The following is a 16,982-nucleotide window of genomic DNA, read 5'->3' as shown; positions in this document are numbered from 1 at the left end:
AACCCCCCGGCCCCGCGGCCACGGCCGCGCAGATCGGTGATCTCGAGATCGTGCCGCCGCTCGTCGTCGAGTACCGGGGCACACGGATGGCGGAGCTCGACGTCGACGCGGTGCTCCGCCGCCGTCCCGGCCTGGTGCTCGTCGACGAGCTGGCGCACACCAATGCACCGGGCAGCCGGAACGAGAAGCGCTGGCAGGACGTGGCCGTGCTGCTCGACGCGGGCATCGACGTGCTCACCACGCTGAACGTTCAGCACCTGGAGTCGCTGAACGACGTCGTGCATCGGATCACCGGTGTTGCGCAGCTCGAGACCGTCCCGGACGAGGTGGTCCGTGCGGCCACCCAGATCGAACTCGTCGACCTCACCCCGGAGGACCTGCGGCGCAGGCTCTCCCAGGGCAACGTGTACGCGGCCGAGAAGGTCGACGCCGCGCTCAGCAACTACTTCCGCCGCGGCAACCTCACCGCGCTGCGGGAGATCGCCCTGCTGTGGCTGGCCGACCAGGTGGACGCCGCGCTCGCGAAATACCGTGCCGAGAACGCGATCACCGACACGTGGGAGGCGCGGGAGCGGGTCGTGGTCGCCGTCACGGGCGGGCCGGAATCCGAGACGCTGATCCGCCGGGCGCGGCGCATCGCCTCGCGGGCGTCGGCGGATCTCATGGTGGTGCACGTGGTCCGGGGCGACGGTCTCGCCGGTGTGTCCGCGGCGGACATGGGGAAGGTACGCAAGCTCGCGGCGAGCGTCGGGGCCAGCCTGCACAGCGTTGTCGGGGACGACGTCCCGGCCACACTGCTCGACTTCGCGCGGTCGTCGAACGCGACCCAGTTGGTCCTCGGGACGTCGCGACGATCGCGCTGGGCGCGGATCCTCGATCAGGGGATCGGTGCCACCGTCGTCCAGCGCTCCGGCGGCATCGACGTGCACATGGTCACGCACGACGAGACCGCGCGTCAGCGACGCTGGTTCCCGTCCGGGTCCCGGCCGAAACGGGCGCTGTCCTGGGCGGCCGCGCTGCTCGTCCCGAGTGCCGCCGCCCTGTTGATGGGCGCGATCAACTCGCGGTGGGACGTCGGAGGGGAAAGCGCGCTGTTCTTCGTGGTGGTGCTCGCGGTTGCACTGCTCGGAGGTGTGGTGCCGGCGGCCCTGTCCGCGTTGATCTCCGGCCTGCTGTTGAACTACTTCTTCACGCCGCCGGTCCGCAGTCTCACGGTCGCCGAGCCGGACAACTTCATCACCACGGTTGTGTTGCTCATCATCGCGGTGGCTGTCGCCGGGCTCGTCGACACCGCCGCCCGTGGCGCGGTGGAGGCCCGCCGGGCGTCGCAGGAGGCTGAACTGCTCGCACTGTTCGCCGGTGCGGTGCTGCGCGGCGCCGACCTCACCACGCTCTTGGAGAAGGTGCGGGAGACGTACGGGCAGCGGTCGGTGGCGCTTTTGCAGCGCGGCGAGGGAGCACTCAGCGGGGTGGGCGACCATCCACCGAGGGGTCTCGACGAGGCCGACACCCTCTGCGAGGTCGGTGACGGGGAGTACGCGCTGGCACTTCGTGGTCCGGAGGTCGCCGCCCGCGACCGCCGGGTGCTGACCGCCGTCGCGAACCAGGCCGTCGGACTGATCCGTCAGGAACAGTTGGCCCGTGAGGCCAACGAGGCGAAGGCCCTCGCGGAGGCCGACCGGCTGCGCCGCGCACTGCTGTCGGCGGTCAGCCACGACCTGCGTACTCCGCTCGCCGCAGTGAAGGCGGCCGTGTCGAGTCTGCGGAGCGAGGACATCGAGTTCTCGCCGGAGGACACCGCGGAACTGCTCGCCACCGTCGAGGAGTCCACCGACCAGTTGACGAGTCTGGTCGGCAACCTGCTGGACTCGTCGCGGCTGGCGGCCGGGGTGGTCCGGCCCGAGTTGCGGCCCGTCTACCTCGACGAGGTCGTGCACCGGGCGCTGGTCGGGATCGGCGGCACCACCGGAGCGTCGGATCGGATCCGCGTCGACGTGGGTGCGCAGGCCGTTCTCGCCGACGGCGGTCTCCTCGAGCGGGTCATCGCGAACCTCGTCGACAACGCCCTCCGCTACGCCCCGGACTCGCCGGTGCGGGTAGCGGCCGCGTCCGCCGGGGACCGGGTCCTGATCACGGTGGCGGACAGCGGTCCCGGCGTGCGCCGCGACGCCGAGGACCGGATGTTCGACTCGTTCCAACGTCTCGGGGACCGCGACACCACCACGGGTGTCGGGCTCGGATTGTCCGTCGCCCGAGGGTTCGTCGAGGCGATGGGCGGATCGGTGTCGGCGACCGAGACACCGGGCGGTGGGTTGACAATGGTCGTGGAACTGGCCGGAATCGGACCTCGGGAGGAGGACGCGTGACCCGCGTGCTGGTGATCGACGACGAGCCGCAGATCCTGCGCGCGCTGCGGATCAACCTCAGTGTGCGCGGATACGAGGTGATCACCGCCCACAACGGCGCCGCCGCGCTGCGTGCCGCGGCCGAACGGAAGCCGGACGTGGTCGTCCTCGATCTCGGGCTGCCGGACATGGACGGCATCGAGGTGCTCGCCGGATTGCGTGGCTGGACCTCCGCGCCCGTGATCGTCCTGTCCGCCCGCACGGATTCCGTGGACAAGGTCGAGGCGCTCGACGCGGGCGCCGACGACTACGTCACCAAGCCCTTCGGGATGGACGAGTTCCTGGCCCGGCTGCGGGCGGCGGTCCGGCGCGGCGCCGTGCCCGCCGACACCGACATTCCCGTGGTGACGACGGATTCGTTCACGGTCGACCTGGCCGCGAAGAAGGTCGTCAAGGCCGGCGCCGAGGTGCACCTCACGCCCACCGAGTGGGGCATGCTCGAGATGCTGGTGCGCAACCGCGGCAAGCTCGTCGGCCAGAAGGAGTTGCTCCGGGAAGTGTGGGGCCCGGCCTACGCCACCGAAACGCACTATCTGCGGGTCTATCTCGCACAGCTGCGCCGGAAGCTGGAGGACGACCCCTCGTCGCCTCGGCACCTGATCACCGAACCGGGCATGGGGTACCGCTTCCAGGAATGACAGCGGGTGGGGCGGGGGTGGTCCGCGCCGGGTGGCAGGATGGACGCCATGGCTGACCAGACCCCCGAGACCACTCCTGCCGCGACCGAACTGTGGGTCGAGCGAACCGGCACCCGCCGCTACACCGGGCGCAGCTCCCGCGGCGCCGAGGTGCTCGTCGGGTCCGAGTCGGTCCCGGGCGTGTTCACTCCGGGTGAGCTCCTCAAGATCGCGTTGGCGGCCTGCTCGGGTATGGCCTCGGACGTCCCGCTCTCGCGGCGGCTCGGTGACAACTACGACGTCACGGTGCGGGTTTCGGGCGCGGCGGATCGCGAGAACGAGGTGTACCCGCTGCTGGAGGAAGTGATGGAGCTCGACCTCAGCGAACTCGACCCGGAGGCGCAGCAGCGGCTGCTCACCGTGGTCGAGAAGTCGATCGACAAGGTGTGCACCGTCGGACGCACCCTCAAAAGCGGCACCGTCGTTCGGCTTTCGATCGAAACCGATTCGTGATCTGATAGGCGCCATGACTCTGTCCCGCGTTGCAATGGTCGGCGCGGTGCTCCTCGGCGTGGTTGCCGGGACGCCACTTGCGGCCGCACAGTCCGTTCCGGTGCCGTCGCCCCTGCCGCTCTCTCCGGTCGTCAGCCCGCCGAAGCCGCCGGTGGAGCCGATGCCGATGCCGACGGTGGATCCGCTGGTCCCGCTGTCCGCAGATCTTCCGGCGCTCGGCAGTCCCGCCCCGGTGGTCGAGTCCGTGACGCCGACAACGTCGGCCGAGGCGACGCCGGTCGCAGCGCCCGCGTGCGTGCCGTGGACCATCACCACGGTGGCAGAGGGCTTCGGCGTTCTCGAGAACCTCGCGTTCGACGGTGACGGCACCATGCTGCTGTCGGAGTCGATCCCGTTCGGGGACGGTGCGATCCGGACACTGACTCCGTCGGGTGCGGAGGGCACCCTCGTCTCCGAGGTGCAGTCGCCCGGCGGCATCGTCGTCGACGGCGATCGCGTGGTGTTCACCACGGGCAACAACGTGATGGCCGGACTGTGGGGGAGTGCCAACGGCACGGTCGACGCGGTGGACCGCGACGGCGGGAACCGCACCACACTCACCGAGGGGCTGAGCATGCCCAACGGTCTGGGTCTGCTCGACAATGGCGACCTGCTCGTCACCCACGCCTTCGGCGACGCCCCCGGGCTCACCCGGATCCCGGCCTCGGACCCGGCCGCCGCCGCCACGGTGCGTACCGACATCGGTTCCGCCAACGGGCTTTTCATCGCCTCCGACAAGGTATACGTCGGGAACACCGTCGACCGCTCCACCGAGGTCCACGTCCTCGACGCCGGCGACCTGACCGGCGAGGTCACCACCCTCACGCTCCCGGGTGGCGGAGCCGCCAACGCGGGTGACGACCTGGCCGTCGACGCGGACGGACTGGTGTACATCGCGTTGAACGGGGCGGGCAAGGTCGTCCGGATCGACCCGTCCACGGGTGACAGCTGCGAGATCGCGACCGACCTTCCGATGACGTCGTCGGTTCGATTCGGAGCCGGCGCCGGTTGGGATCCGACGGCGTTGTACACGACGAGTTTCGACGGGACGGTGCACCGTCTCACCCCGCCCGGGAACTGAGGTCGGGTGACCGAGCGAGAACACTCCGGCGGTACCGGGCGGGTCCGCCTCACCGCCTGGGTGCACGGCCGGGTGCAGGGTGTGGGCTTCCGGTGGTGGACTCGTTCGCGCGCACTCGAACTCGGTCTCGTCGGGCATGCCACCAACCGGCCCGACGGGCGGGTGCTCGTGATCGCCGAGGGGCCTCGCCCCGACTGCGAGAGTCTGCTGGCCCTGCTCGGATCCGGCACGACACCGGGTTCCGTCGACGTGGTCGTCGAAAGCTGGTCGGACGCCACGGGCGGGTTGGTCGGGTTCGTCGAACGCTGACGGTCGCGATTCGCCGTCCCGGCCCGCGCGAGCGACGGGGGTGGCTGGTACGGCACGCCGTGCGGTCACCTATCGTCTGGTCCGATGTCGACACATGAGGGGGTGGGTTCGATGGGGCCCGAAGAGCAGCACCCGGGTACGGCCGGAGGGAACGATCCCGGTTCGGGTGCCGTGCGGCCCGGGCGGATCCGCCGCCAGGAGCCCGGCGAGACCACGCCGCGTCAGCCCACTGTCGCCGAGGCCCGCGCCCGCGACAAGGCGCGCCGTGCTCGGGAGGAACAGGCCCGCCTGGCCGCCGAACAGGCCGAGAAGGACGAGGCGAGGCGACGGACCCGGCGCAAGGCGATGATCGGCACCGTCGCGGTCGTCGGCGTCGTCGGGCTGGTCGCGCTCGGCTACGCAGCGCTCTCGTCCGACGAGGTGCAGGCCACCTGCATCGACCCGGAAACCGAGGTCGTGGTCGACGACTCGTACTGCACCACGGGCTCGCCCAGCGGCGGCGGCATGTTCATCTATGCCGGCTCGTCGTACCGCTACTACTACGGCGGCAACACCGGGGCGGTCGGCACGAAGGTGTCGGGCGGCACCGTGGTCACCCCGAAGGGCGCGACCATCACGACCAAGTCGGGCACCACCATCCAGCGGGGCGGCTTCGGCAGCAAGATCTCCGGAAGCACGGGGTCCTGAGATGAAGCGAGTGAGGCAGAGCCCCCGCCCCGACTGGGAACAGATCGTCGCGAGCCAGGGCATGATCTTCGGCACCCCGGCCCGCCTCGCGGACGGCAGCGACCGGCCCTACTGGGACGAGTCCGTGCACTACGAGTTCGACATGGACGAAATCCTCGCACTCGAGGCAGACGTCGAACTCCTGCACTCGATGTGCCTCAACGCGGTCGAACACGTCGTCCTCACCGAGCGCTACCGGGACTTCGGTCTGCCGGAGTGGACGTGGGAGCCGATCGCCCGGTCGTGGCAGCGGGGCGACCCGCACGTCTACGGCCGCTTCGACCTGCGGTACGACGCCCGGCGGCCCGCGAAACTTCTCGAGTACAACGCCGACACGCCGACCACCCTGCTCGAGGCGTCGATCCTCCAGTGGCACTGGCTGACCGACACCCACTCCGGCGACGACCAGTGGAACTCGCTGCACGAGAAACTCGTCGAACGCTGGGCTCACATCCGGTCCCAGCTGCCCAGCAGCGAGCTGCACCTGTCCTGGTCGAGCGCCGACCTCTCCGGCGAGGACAACGTCACCGTCGCCTACATGCAGGAATGTGCTGCCGAAGCCGGACTCGACACCGTCGCCCTCGCCGTCGAGGAGATCGGGTTCGACACCGATCTGCACCGGTTCGTCGACCTGGAGGAGGGGCCCATCTCCTCCTTGTTCAAGCTGTACCCCTGGGAGTGGGTCCTCGACGACGACTTCGGCAGGCGCGCAGTCGAACTGCTCCCCGAGACACTGTGGATCGAACCTCTCTGGAAGGCGATCCTGAGCAACAAGGCGATTCTCGCCGTGCTGTGGGAGATGTACCCCGGCCATCCCAATCTGCTCCCGGCGTACATCGACGACCCCCACGAGCTGACCGAGTACGTCCGCAAGCCGAAGCTCGGACGCGAGGGCGCGAACGTCTCCATCGTCGGCGCGGGCATGGACACCGCAACGGGCGGCATCTACGGCGAGGAGGGGTACGTGTACCAGCTCCTCGACCCGCTGCCCGAATTCGACGGCATGCGGCCGGCTCTCGGCGCCTGGATCGTCGGGGACGAGGCCGCCGGTCTCGGTATTCGCGAGACCGCAGGCCTCGTCACCGACAACGGCGCCGCCTTCGTCCCGCATCGCATTCCCCAGCCCTGATCCCGAACACCCGGACATCTCCGGCCCGTGCGGCGTTCCGGCGCACGCGGGACACACACCCGATCTCGAACGAACGGAGCAAGATCCATGACCACTGAGGTCGTAGCCCTCGCCAGCGACTACTGGTCCACCCTCGGCCGCGGTGTGTCCGCGATCGTGCTGTACGCGATCCTCGGCCTCGCCCTGATGGTGCTCGGCTTCTTCGCCATCGACTGGACCACACCCGGAAAGCTGCGCACCCTGGTCCGGGAGGGACGGCCGAACGCCGCCGTCGTCACGGCGTCCGGCATGGTCAGCATGGCGCTGATCGTCGTCCTGGCGATCTACGCCTCGTCCGGCAAGCTCGTCGAGGGTCTGATCTACAGCGCCGTGTTCGGTCTCGTCGGCATCGCCGCCCAGGTGATCTCCGTCCGCCTGATCGAACTCGTCAGCGCGATCGAGATCGGTGACGTGCTGGCCCGGGAGAAGTTCACCCCCGAGGTGCTGGTCGTCGCTGCCGCGCACCTCGCTCTCGGCCTGGTCGTGGCCGTCGCGATTCTCTAGGAAACGTCCGCGTCGGCCGGCTCGGGCAGCCTGCGTTCGACGACCTCACCGTCGAAGAACGCGGGCTCCCGGCGCCGGCACCACCACATCAGAGGGTAACCGAGCAGCATCGACCCGACACCGAGGACGAACACGCCACCGACCTGCCAGTGCGGCGCGAACGGCAGCGTCCAGTACGTCTCGCCGTACTCGGGGTCGAACGAGGTGACGGCCGTCCATCCGGCTGCGAACAGCAGCATCAACCCGCCGGTGAGAGGCAGGGCTCCGCGCAGCCACCACGTCTGCGCGTTCTCCCGCAGGGTGCGGCGGTACAGCCACGTGCACGCGATTCCGGTCATGCCGTAGTAGAAGCCGACGGCGATGCCGATCGCGGCGACCGAGTCGTAGATCAGGTCGCCCGCGGCGAGGAAGTTGAACACGATGTAGATCAGTGCAGACACGCCGCCCATCGCGAGGGTGGACACCGTCGGCGTCCGGAACCGCGGGTGCACGTTCGCGAACGCGGCGGGCAGTGCGCGGAACACGCCCATGGACAGGGTGGTCCGGGCGGTCGGCAGGATCGTCGTCTGGGTCGACGCGATCGCCGAGGTGAGGATCATCAGCAGCAGCACGTGCACCAGGACCTGACCGAGCGCGCCCTCGCCGAAGACCGCGGTCCCCAGTGCCGCGAAGAAGTCGTCGAAGTGCTCGGGGTTGGCAAGGCCGTTGCCGTCCTCGGAGACACCGGCGAACGACTGCGCGGCCACCGTCACGAGGACGTAGAGCGAGACCAGTACGACGGTCGAGATGATCGCGGACCGGCCTGGTGTGCGGCGCTCGTCGACGGTCTCCTCGTTGACCGAGACGACCGAGTCCCAACCCCAGTAGATGAACACCATCAGCAGCATCGCGTTCACGAAGGTGGAGAAGGACCCGATCTCGAACGGGTTGAACCAGCTCCACTGCGGGCTCAGCGCGGCCTCGCCTGCGGTGCCCAGCCACACTCGGACCAGGGCGACGACGGCGAACACGACGAGCGCCACGAACTCGACCGTCAGCAGCACGGACTGGATGCGCGCCGACAGTTCGATGCCACGGAAGCACAGCCACGTCATCACCAACATGAACGCCACACCGAGCGCGAGGACGGCGACGTGCGTCGGGTCGTCGCCGATCCCGTCGGCCCCGAACAGCAGGAACGTGTACTGACCTGCGACCTGCGCCATGCTCGCCATCACGAGCACGTCCGCGACCACGATGGCCCAGCCGGACATCCAGCCCCAGGTCGGACCGAAGGCGCGGGTCGCCCACACGAAGGTCGTGCCGCAGTCCGGGTCGGCCTTGTTCAGCTGCTGGTATCCGAACGCGGCGAACAGGATCGGGACGAACGCGAGGAGTGCGATCGCGGGTGCCTGCAGTCCGACAGCCGCGACCACCAGCCCGAGGGTCGCGGCGATGCTGTAGGCCGGCCCGGCGGACGCGACGCCGATCACGACACTCGACGTCAGCGTCAGGGCGTTCCTCGCCAGCCCCTTCGCGGGCGGAGCCGCAGGTCCACTCGCGCGCGAAGCCACGTTCGCGCCGGTCACGTTCTCGATCACTGGGGCAATGTAGTGCACCGTCCTCGCAGTTCCGGAATCGGTGCGAGGTGTGTTTCGCCACCGGCCCGGCGGGTCGCCGGGGTGTGCTTCCGTCCGTGAGGTGGCAGAGTCGGGAGGGACGACCGCATCCGCACCGTTCGAGGAGCAGCGATGAGCGCAGTCACCACCAACCAGCCGCTCGGCACCCCCACGTGGATCGACCTCGGCATCCCCGACCTGGATCTGGCGATGTCCTTCTACGGCACGGTCTTCGGGTGGGAGTTCGACGTCGGACCCGAGGAGTTCGGCCGCTACACGATGTGCCTGCTCCGAGGGAAGAAGGTCGCGGCCCTGATGCCCGTCGACGCGGCGACGTCGACCGCCTACTGGTGGAACGTGTACCTCGCCACCGACGCTGTCGACGACACCGACGCTCGCTGCCGAGCACTGGGCGCGGAGTCGCTGGTCGAACCGATGCAGATCGCCGACCAGGGCTCGATGTCGATCCTGCGGGATCCCTCGGGCGCCCAGTTCGGGCTGTGGCAGGGCGCGGCGCACGTCGGCTGCGAGCTCGTCAACGAACCGGGCACCCTGCTGCGGAACGATCTCGTGACGACCGACGCCGTCGCCGCCCGCACCTTCTACTCGACCGTCTTCGGGTTCACCCTCGACGGCGAGGACGAGATGCCCGGCGTCGACTTCACCTTCCTGCGTCGCCCCGACGGCCACGAGGTCGGCGGCATCATCGGGGACCCGACTGCCGCGGCCCCCGCCTGGGGCACGTTGTTCCAGGTGACCGACGCGGACGCGGCTGTCGCGGCGGCGCGGTCGGCCGGTGGTACCGCCACCGATGCGACCGACATGCAGTACGGACGCACCGCCGAGATCACCGATCCGTTCGGCGCGACGTTCACCGTCGGCGCACCCCTTCCGGGCGCGGGGGACTGACGGCACATCGCGGCGTGGGTCTTCCGGTGAATCGGCCTCCTCGGCCCGTCGGATGACCGAAACAGTCGGCGCGGTGCCGTAACCTCATCGTCTGTGCACCTCAAGAGTCTGACGCTGAAGGGATTCAAGTCCTTCGCGTCGTCGACGACTCTGCGGTTCGAGCCCGGCATCACCTGCGTCGTCGGACCCAACGGGTCCGGCAAGTCCAACATCCTCGACGCGCTGACCTGGGTCATGGGCGAACAGGGCGCGAAGGCCCTGCGTGGCGGCAAGATGGAGGACGTCATCTTCGCCGGCACCGCCGGGCGCGCCGCCCTCGGTCGCGCCGAGGTGACGCTCACCATCGACAACTCCGACGGCGCACTGCCGATCGAGTACTCCGAGGTGTCCATCACGCGGCGGATGTTCCGCGACGGCGCAGGCGAGTACGAGATCAACGGGGCGTCCTGCCGGCTCATGGACGTGCAGGAACTGCTGTCCGACTCCGGCATCGGCCGCGAGATGCACGTGATCGTCGGACAGGGTCGACTCTCCGCGATCCTCGAGTCGCGCCCCGAGGACCGCAGGGCGTTCATCGAAGAGGCCGCCGGCGTTCTCAAGCACCGCAAACGCAAGGAAAAGGCGGTCCGCAAGCTCGACTCGATGCAGGCGAACCTGGCCCGCCTCACGGACCTGACGACCGAGCTGCGACGCCAGCTCAAGCCGCTGGGCAGGCAGGCCGAGGTGGCGCGCCGGGCGGCGACGGTGCAGGCCGATCTCCGCGACGCCCGCCTGCGGCTGGCCGCGGACGATCTGGTGACGAAGCGGGCCGAACTCGCCACCCAGGCCGAGAACGAAGCCGTCATCCGTGCGCAGCAGGAGCACGTGCAGGCCGAGTTGGAGGCGGCGACCGCCGAACTCGGCGCCCACGAGCAGGCCCTCGCCCGGCTCAATCCGGGTGCGGAGGCCGCCGGTCAGACGTGGTTCCGGCTCTCCGCGCTCGCCGAGCGTGTGGGCGCGACCGTTCGGATCGCGACCGAGCGGGCCCGTCACCTCGACAGCGATCCGGTCGCGCAGCGCGGCCAGGATCCGGATCAGATGGAGGCGCAGGCCGACCGCGTTGCCGCCGAGGAACTCGAGCTCCAGGAGTCGGTCGAGATCGCGCGCGCGACCCTCGACGCCGCGAAGGAGCAGTTGGCGGAGTACGAGGAGGCCGCGTCCGCCGCGGAACGTGCCCATCTCGCCGCGGTCCGGGCCGTCGCGGACCGTCGCGAGGGCCTCGCCCGACTGTCCGGCCAGGTCGACACGCTGCGGACCCGCGCCGATTCCGTCGACGCCGAGGTCGCCCGGTTGACCCTCGCGATCGACGACGCCCGGGCCCGGGGCGATGCCGCCCAGGCCGAGTTCGAATCGGTGCAGGAGAAGATCGACGAACTCGACGCAGGCGAGCTCGGACTCGACTCCCATCACGAGCGATCGGTCGTCGCGCTGGACGCCGCGAAGGCCCGCGTCACGGAACTGCAGGACGCCGAGCGCACCGCCGGGCAGGACGTCGCGTCCCTGCGGGCCCGGATCGACGCCCTCGCCATCGGCCTGCAGCAGAAGGACGGTGCCGGCTGGCTCCTCGAGCACCGCACCGGCGACGGGCTGTCCGGCCCACTCGCGAGCCGGGTGAGCGTCACCGCCGGATTCGAAGCCGCCATCGCCGCCGCCCTCGGCCCCGCCGCCGAGGCGATCGCGGCGGAGTCCATGGCCGCCGCACACGCCGCAGTGGCGGCGCTCGGCGAGGCCGACGCCGGCCGCGCCGCGGTCGTCGTCGCAGGCGCCCCGGTCGCGGGTGCCCCGGGCGCGCAGTCGCTGCCTTCCGGAGCGCGCCCCGCGCTGGACGTGATCACCGTCCCCGACTCGCTGCGCGGTGCGCTCGTTGCGCTCCTCGGGACGGTCGCGGTCGTCGACGACCTCGCGACCGCCGCGGAAGTCGTTGCCGCCCAACCGCAGTGGCGTGCGGTGACGCGGTCCGGAGACCTGGCGGGTGCAGGCTGGGTGATCGGTGGCTCCGACCGCAAGCCGTCCACGCTGGAGGTCCAGTCCGCGATCGAGCAGTCGACTGTCGAGCTGGCCGCCGCCGAGCGCCGCTCCGAGGACCTCGCCGCCGCCCTCTCCGGCGCGCTCGCCGAGCGGGAAGACCGCGCAGAGACGGCTGAGCACGCCCTCGCCGCTCTGCACGAGTCGGACGCCGCGATGTCCGCGATCTACGAGCAGCTCGGGCGCCTCGGTCAGGTCGCCCGCGCCGCGCACGCCGAATCCGACCGCCTCGCCGCCCAGCGCAGCGCAGCCGAGTCCGGCCGTGAGGAGTCGATCACCGCCCTCCGCGATCTCGAGGAGCGTCTCGCACTCGCCCAGCAGGAGCAGACAGGTGTCGGCGTCGACTCCGGAACCGACTCCGCCGAGCGGGAGGCTGCGGCCGCAGCCCTCGCCGAGGCCCGCGCCGTCGAGGTCGAGTCCCGCCTGACGCTGCGCACCGCCGAGGAACGCGCCGAATCGGTGCGCGGCAAGGCAGACTCCCTGCGGCGCGCCGCCCATGCCGAGCGTGAGGCCCGCGCCCGCGCCGAACGCGCGCTCGCGGCCCGCAAGAATGCCGCCGCCGTCGCCGCCGCCGTCGCCGAATCGGGCGCGAAGGTCGCGGCCCGCCTCGACACCGTCGTCGCCGCCGCGCTCGCGCACCGCGACGAACTCACCCGCCAGCGCGCCGAACGGACCCAGCAGGTTGAGGCCGTGAAGGAACGGGTCCGCCAGTACTCGGGGCAGCTCGCGTCGCTGACCGACGCCGTGCACCGCGACGAGGTCGCCCGCGCGCAGGCCGCGACCCGCATCGAGCAGCTCGAGGCGGCGATCCTGGAACAGCACGGCATCGCGCTCGACGATCTGGTTGCCGAGTACGGGCCCGACGTGCCGCTGCCGCCGTCTGCGCTGGAGATCGCCGAGTACGAGCAGGCCCGCGAACGGGGCGATCAGGTGTCCGCGCCGGCGCCGATGCCGTACGACCGCACGACGCAGGAGCGGCGGGCCAAGCGTGCCGAGAAGGACCTCGCGACGCTCGGCAAGGTCAACCCGCTCGCGCTGGAGGAGTTCGCGGCGCTCGAGGAGCGCTACAACTTCCTGTCCACCCAGCTCGAGGACGTCAAGAACGCGCGCAAGGACCTCCTCGGTGTCGTGGCCGACGTCGACGCCCGCATCCTGCAGGTGTTCACCGAGGCGTGGCAGGACGTGGAACGCGAGTTCGTCGGGGTCTTCTCGAAGCTGTTCCCGGGCGGCGAGGGGCGTCTGGTCCTCACCGACCCGTCCGACATGCTCACCACGGGCATCGAGGTCGAGGCCAGGCCGCCGGGCAAGAAGGTCAAGCGGCTCTCCCTGCTCTCCGGCGGTGAGAAGTCCCTGACGGCGGTGGCGATGCTGGTGGCGATCTTCCGCGCCCGGCCGTCCCCGTTCTACGTGATGGACGAGGTCGAGGCCGCTCTCGACGACACCAACCTGCGCCGGCTCATCGGCCTGTTCGAGCAGCTGCGCGAGAAATCGCAGCTCATCGTCATCACCCACCAGAAGCCGACGATGGAGATCGCCGACGCCCTGTACGGCGTCAGCATGCGGGGCGACGGCATCACCCAGGTGATCTCGCAGCGGCTGCGCGGTCAGAACCTGGCGACGCCGACGCCTGTCGCGGAGTAGCCGGACCGTCGAATCCGTGACACCGGCCGGTGCCGGGACACAGAATGGGGCATGGCGAATCGCACCGTGCTGCGCACCTGCCCGCTCTGTGAGGCGGTCTGCGGACTGCAACTCGAACTCGACGACCGGGACCGGGTGGTGTCCGTCCGCGGGGACCGCGACGATCCGTTCAGCCGCGGGTTCCTCTGCCCGAAGGGGGCGAGCCTCGGCAACCTGGACGCCGACGCGGACCTGCTCGACGCGCCGCTGATCCGCACCGGCACGACGTGGCGGGAGGCGACCTGGGAGGAGGCGTTCGACGCGGTCGCGGCGGGTCTCGGCGGGGTGGTCGAGCGGTACGGCCGTTCCGCCCTCGCGATGTACGCGGGAAACCCGAACGCGCACACCGTCGCCGGCGGTCTCTACCTGCCCGCCGTGCACCGAGCGCTGGGGACCCGCAACTTCTTCTCCGCGAGCACGGCCGACCAGATGCCGAAGCACGTGTCCGCGGGGCTGATGTTCGGCGACCCGCTCGCCATCCCGGTACCCGACCTCGACCGCACCGACTATCTGCTCATGCTGGGCGCAAACCCGCTCGAGTCGAACGGATCGCTCTGCACCGCACCCGATTTCCCAGGACGTCTGAAGGCCATCCGGGCGCGCGGCGGCAAGGTCGTCGTCGTCGATCCCCGCAGGACCCGCACCGCCGATCGTGCGGACGAGCACATCTTCGTCCGACCCGGCACCGACCCGTTCCTGCTGTTCGCGATCGTGCACACCCTGTTCGCCGAGGAACTCACCGACATTCGGGTGCCGGTGCACGGGCTCGACGAACTGCGCACCGTCGCGACGCTGTTCGACCCGGCGGTGGCCGAGCTGCAGACCGGGGTCCCGGCGGACTCCGTCGTGCGGATCGCCCGCGAGCTCGCCGCGGCGCCCACCGCCGCCGTCTACGCCCGTATCGGCACCTGCACAGCCGAATTCGGCACGCTCGCACAGTGGCTCGTCGACGTGGTCAACGTGCTCACCGGCAACCTCGACCGGCCGGGAGGCGTCATGTTCGCCACCCCTGCCATCGGCCGGATCCGCCGTGGCAAGCCCTACCGCACCGGGCGCTGGCGCAGCCGCGTCCGAAACCTGCCGGAGGCCAACGGCGAGCTTCCGGTGGCGACCCTGGCGGACGAGATCGAGGCTCCGGGGGAGGGGCAGGTCAGGGGACTGGTGACCGTCGCGGGCAACCCGGTCCTTTCCGCGCCGAGCGGCGCCCGGATCGACGCGGCCCTGCCGCAGCTCGACTTCATGGTGAGCGTGGACCGTTACCTGAACGAGACGACGCGACACGCGCACGTCGTGTTGCCGCCGCCGCGGACGATGCAGTCCCCGCACTACGACTTCGCGTTGCTGGGGTTCTCGGTGCGCAACTACGCCCGCTACTCGCCACCCGCGGTGGCATCGGCCGGCCGGCCGTCGGAGGCGGAGATCCTCGCGCGTCTCGCGATGATCGCGAGCGGGCAGTCGGGCGATCCCGCGCTGCTCGACGAGCTGATCATCGGGCAGGCGCTGCAGCAGGCCGTCGGCACCGAGGGCTCACCGGTCCAGGGACGGGACGTGGGCGGACTGCGCGCCGACCTCCGCGGTGAGACGGGCGCCGAACTGCGGCTGGACATGATGCTCCGACTCGGCCCGTACGGGGAGTGGAACGGCGGCACGCTGAGCCTGCAGACACTGCTGGACAACCCGCACGGCATCGACCTGGGACCGTTGCAGCCGCAACTCGGCGACCTGATCCGCACCGAATCGGGTGCCGTCGACCTGGCGCCACCGCAGCTGATCGACGACGTCGCCCGGCTGCGACTGCACCTCGCGAACACCAGGCCGGATGTCGTGCTGATCGGACGCAGGCAGCTGCGGTCCAACAACAGCTGGATGCACAACGTGTCGACACTGGTGGGTGGGTCGAACACGTGCACCCTGCACGTCAACCCGGCCGACGTGGACCGGCTCGGGCTGGGCGAAAACGCGGTCGTGAAATCCGCTGCGGGAGAGCTGATCGTGCCGGTCGAGCCGACGGACACGATCATGCCGGGCGTCGTCAGCCTCCCGCACGGCTGGGGACACGCCGGTGGTGCGCAATCGGTGGCGTCCGCGCATGCCGGTGTGAACGCCAACGTCCTCACCGACGACTCGACCGTCGACGTGCCGTCCGGCAACGCGGTGTTCAACGGGGTCCCGGTGACGGTGTCCCCGGCCTGAGCGGCCCGGGGACACCGCCGTCCGTCACAGCACGAAGAGGCTGCCGTCCTGCGCGACGGTGATCTCGCCGTCGAACCTGTCGCTCATGCCGGCGACGAACAGCTGCCGCTCGATCGCGGTGTCCGCGTAGGGGATCAGGTGGGTCAGCACCAGGTGGTCCACGCCGGCCTGCTGGGCCTGTTCGGCAAGTGCGACGGTGTCGGCGTGGTAGTGGCCGGTGCGTTCGGCGACGTCGGCGTCGAGTCCGAGCTCGCGCATGATCGGGACCGCCCGTTCGACCATGTGGGTCGCGTAGGCCTCGTGGACGACCAGGTCGGCATCCTGCATGGCGGGGAGGGTCTTCGGCGTGACCATCGTGTCGCCGCTGATGAAGACCTTCTTGTCCCGGTAGGTCACCACGTAGCCGTACGCCGGTTCGACCGGTTCGTGGGCGACGGCGAGTGCGTCGACGGTCACTCCGCCGTCGTCGTACACGCGTACCGAGGACTCGCCGGCCGGGATCGGTGCGGGCACCGGTGTCGCCGTGGCAGCGGCGACCTCGTCGGCGAGTCCGGCCATGTCCGCGGTGCGGTAGCCGATGTCGAGGGCGTAGGCGCTGTTCAGGCCGTCCACCACCTGATCCACCCCGGGGGGACCGACGACCTGCAACGGTGTCGTGGCACCCCAGTTCCAGCGCTGGTTGACGAAGGACCCGAGGCCGTTGACGTGGTCGGAGTGGAAGTGCGTGAGGAACACGTGGTCGATGTTCGCGAGATCGACCTTCGAACTGTTGAGGGATCGGGTGGCGCCCTCGCCGACGTCGAAGAGGAGCATTCGGCCGCCCGCGGCGACCATCGTGCACGCCTGGGAGGCCTCGCTCAGTTCGGGGCTTCCGGTGCCGCACGTCAGCACCCGGACGCGGCCGTCGTCCGCAGCGAATGACGGGTCCGGTTGTGATCCGGTGAGTTGCTGTCGAATGGCGGAGTCGACGAGAGGACCGATCGCGGGGCTCGTGACGATCTGTTCCCCGGAGCCGGATGCGGAACCGGAGCCGAGGTCGACGGACTGCGCCGATCCGATGCCGCTGCTGCCGGTCGCCAGCAGCACGGCGGCCGCCACGGCGGTGGCCAGGTAGACGCCGTTTCGGCGTGTGGTGTTGCGGTGCAATGGTTCTCCTGTGTGGGTGGTGGTCCTGGG

The 16,982-nt window shown here is 70.3% G+C and carries 13 protein-coding genes; 11 read left to right on the top strand and 2 right to left on the bottom strand.

What is annotated here, in order from left to right:
• The 8 genes from ACFSJG_RS19275 to ACFSJG_RS19240 form a co-directional block, all read left to right on the top strand.
• Nucleotides 1-2,366, top strand: a 2,366-nt coding sequence (locus tag ACFSJG_RS19275) for a DUF4118 domain-containing protein (RefSeq protein WP_378486830.1), incomplete at its 5' end; no start/stop codon positions are given.
• Complete coding sequence (locus ACFSJG_RS19270; protein ID WP_378486829.1) at nt 2,363-3,043, top strand: response regulator; 681 nt, start codon at nt 2,363-2,365, stop codon at nt 3,041-3,043. The genes ACFSJG_RS19275 and ACFSJG_RS19270, both read left to right, overlap by 4 nt.
• A gap of 48 nt (nt 3,044-3,091) precedes the next feature.
• Nucleotides 3,092-3,535 carry an OsmC family protein gene (locus tag ACFSJG_RS19265; protein WP_378486828.1) on the top strand — a complete coding sequence of 148 codons (444 nt, stop codon included), beginning with the start codon at nt 3,092-3,094 and terminating at the stop codon, nt 3,533-3,535.
• A 13-nt stretch (nt 3,536-3,548) separates the two neighbouring features.
• The gene (locus ACFSJG_RS19260) at nt 3,549-4,655 is read left to right on the top strand and encodes an SMP-30/gluconolactonase/LRE family protein (protein WP_378486827.1); all 1,107 of its coding nucleotides are present in this window, start codon (nt 3,549-3,551) and stop codon (nt 4,653-4,655) included.
• A 6-nt stretch (nt 4,656-4,661) separates the two neighbouring features.
• Nucleotides 4,662-4,964 carry an acylphosphatase gene (locus ACFSJG_RS19255; protein ID WP_378486826.1) on the top strand — a complete coding sequence of 101 codons (303 nt, stop codon included), beginning with the start codon at nt 4,662-4,664 and terminating at the stop codon, nt 4,962-4,964.
• 186 nt (nt 4,965-5,150) lie between these two features.
• Nucleotides 5,151-5,651, top strand: coding sequence for a hypothetical protein (locus ACFSJG_RS19250; protein WP_378486880.1), 501 nt, complete (start codon nt 5,151-5,153; stop codon nt 5,649-5,651).
• A gap of 1 nt (nt 5,652) precedes the next feature.
• On the top strand, nt 5,653-6,819 hold the full coding sequence (locus ACFSJG_RS19245; RefSeq protein ID WP_378486825.1) for a glutathionylspermidine synthase family protein: 1,167 nt from the start codon (nt 5,653-5,655) through the stop codon (nt 6,817-6,819).
• A gap of 87 nt (nt 6,820-6,906) precedes the next feature.
• Nucleotides 6,907-7,362 (top strand): DUF350 domain-containing protein, encoded by a 456-nt coding sequence (locus ACFSJG_RS19240; protein ID WP_378486824.1) that lies wholly within the window; start codon nt 6,907-6,909, stop codon nt 7,360-7,362.
• Here the strand turns inward: ACFSJG_RS19240 and ACFSJG_RS19235 are convergent.
• A complete protein-coding gene (locus ACFSJG_RS19235; protein ID WP_378486823.1) occupies nt 7,359-8,942 on the bottom strand; it encodes an APC family permease in 1,584 nt (527 codons plus the stop codon). The genes ACFSJG_RS19240 and ACFSJG_RS19235 overlap by 4 nt on opposite strands.
• Before the next feature lie 150 nt (nt 8,943-9,092).
• Between ACFSJG_RS19235 and ACFSJG_RS19230 the strand changes: the two genes are divergently transcribed.
• The 3 genes from ACFSJG_RS19230 (at nt 9,093) to ACFSJG_RS19220 (ending at nt 15,806) form a co-directional block, all read left to right on the top strand.
• Nucleotides 9,093-9,869, top strand: coding sequence for a VOC family protein (locus tag ACFSJG_RS19230; RefSeq protein WP_378486822.1), 777 nt, complete (start codon nt 9,093-9,095; stop codon nt 9,867-9,869).
• A 93-nt stretch (nt 9,870-9,962) separates the two neighbouring features.
• Entirely contained in the window at nt 9,963-13,574 is a 3,612-nt protein-coding gene (smc, locus tag ACFSJG_RS19225) for a chromosome segregation protein SMC (protein WP_378486821.1), read from the top strand.
• Between the two features lie 51 nt (nt 13,575-13,625).
• Nucleotides 13,626-15,806 carry a molybdopterin-dependent oxidoreductase gene (locus ACFSJG_RS19220; RefSeq protein WP_378486820.1) on the top strand — a complete coding sequence of 727 codons (2,181 nt, stop codon included), beginning with the start codon at nt 13,626-13,628 and terminating at the stop codon, nt 15,804-15,806.
• 24 nt (nt 15,807-15,830) lie between these two features.
• On the opposite strand, the gene ACFSJG_RS19215 is transcribed toward ACFSJG_RS19220, so the two are convergent.
• Nucleotides 15,831-16,952, bottom strand: a complete 1,122-nt coding sequence (locus ACFSJG_RS19215) for an MBL fold metallo-hydrolase (protein ID WP_378486819.1) — start codon at nt 16,950-16,952, stop codon at nt 15,831-15,833.
• Between the last annotated feature and the right edge of the window lie 30 nt (nt 16,953-16,982).

The sequence above is a fragment of the Rhodococcus gannanensis genome, from assembly GCF_042681175.1.
GTDB lineage: Bacteria > Actinomycetota > Actinomycetes > Mycobacteriales > Mycobacteriaceae > Rhodococcus_G > Rhodococcus_G gannanensis.
The sequence above is the reverse complement of the archived record's forward strand: the minus strand, read 5'-3'. Positions and strand labels throughout refer to the sequence as shown.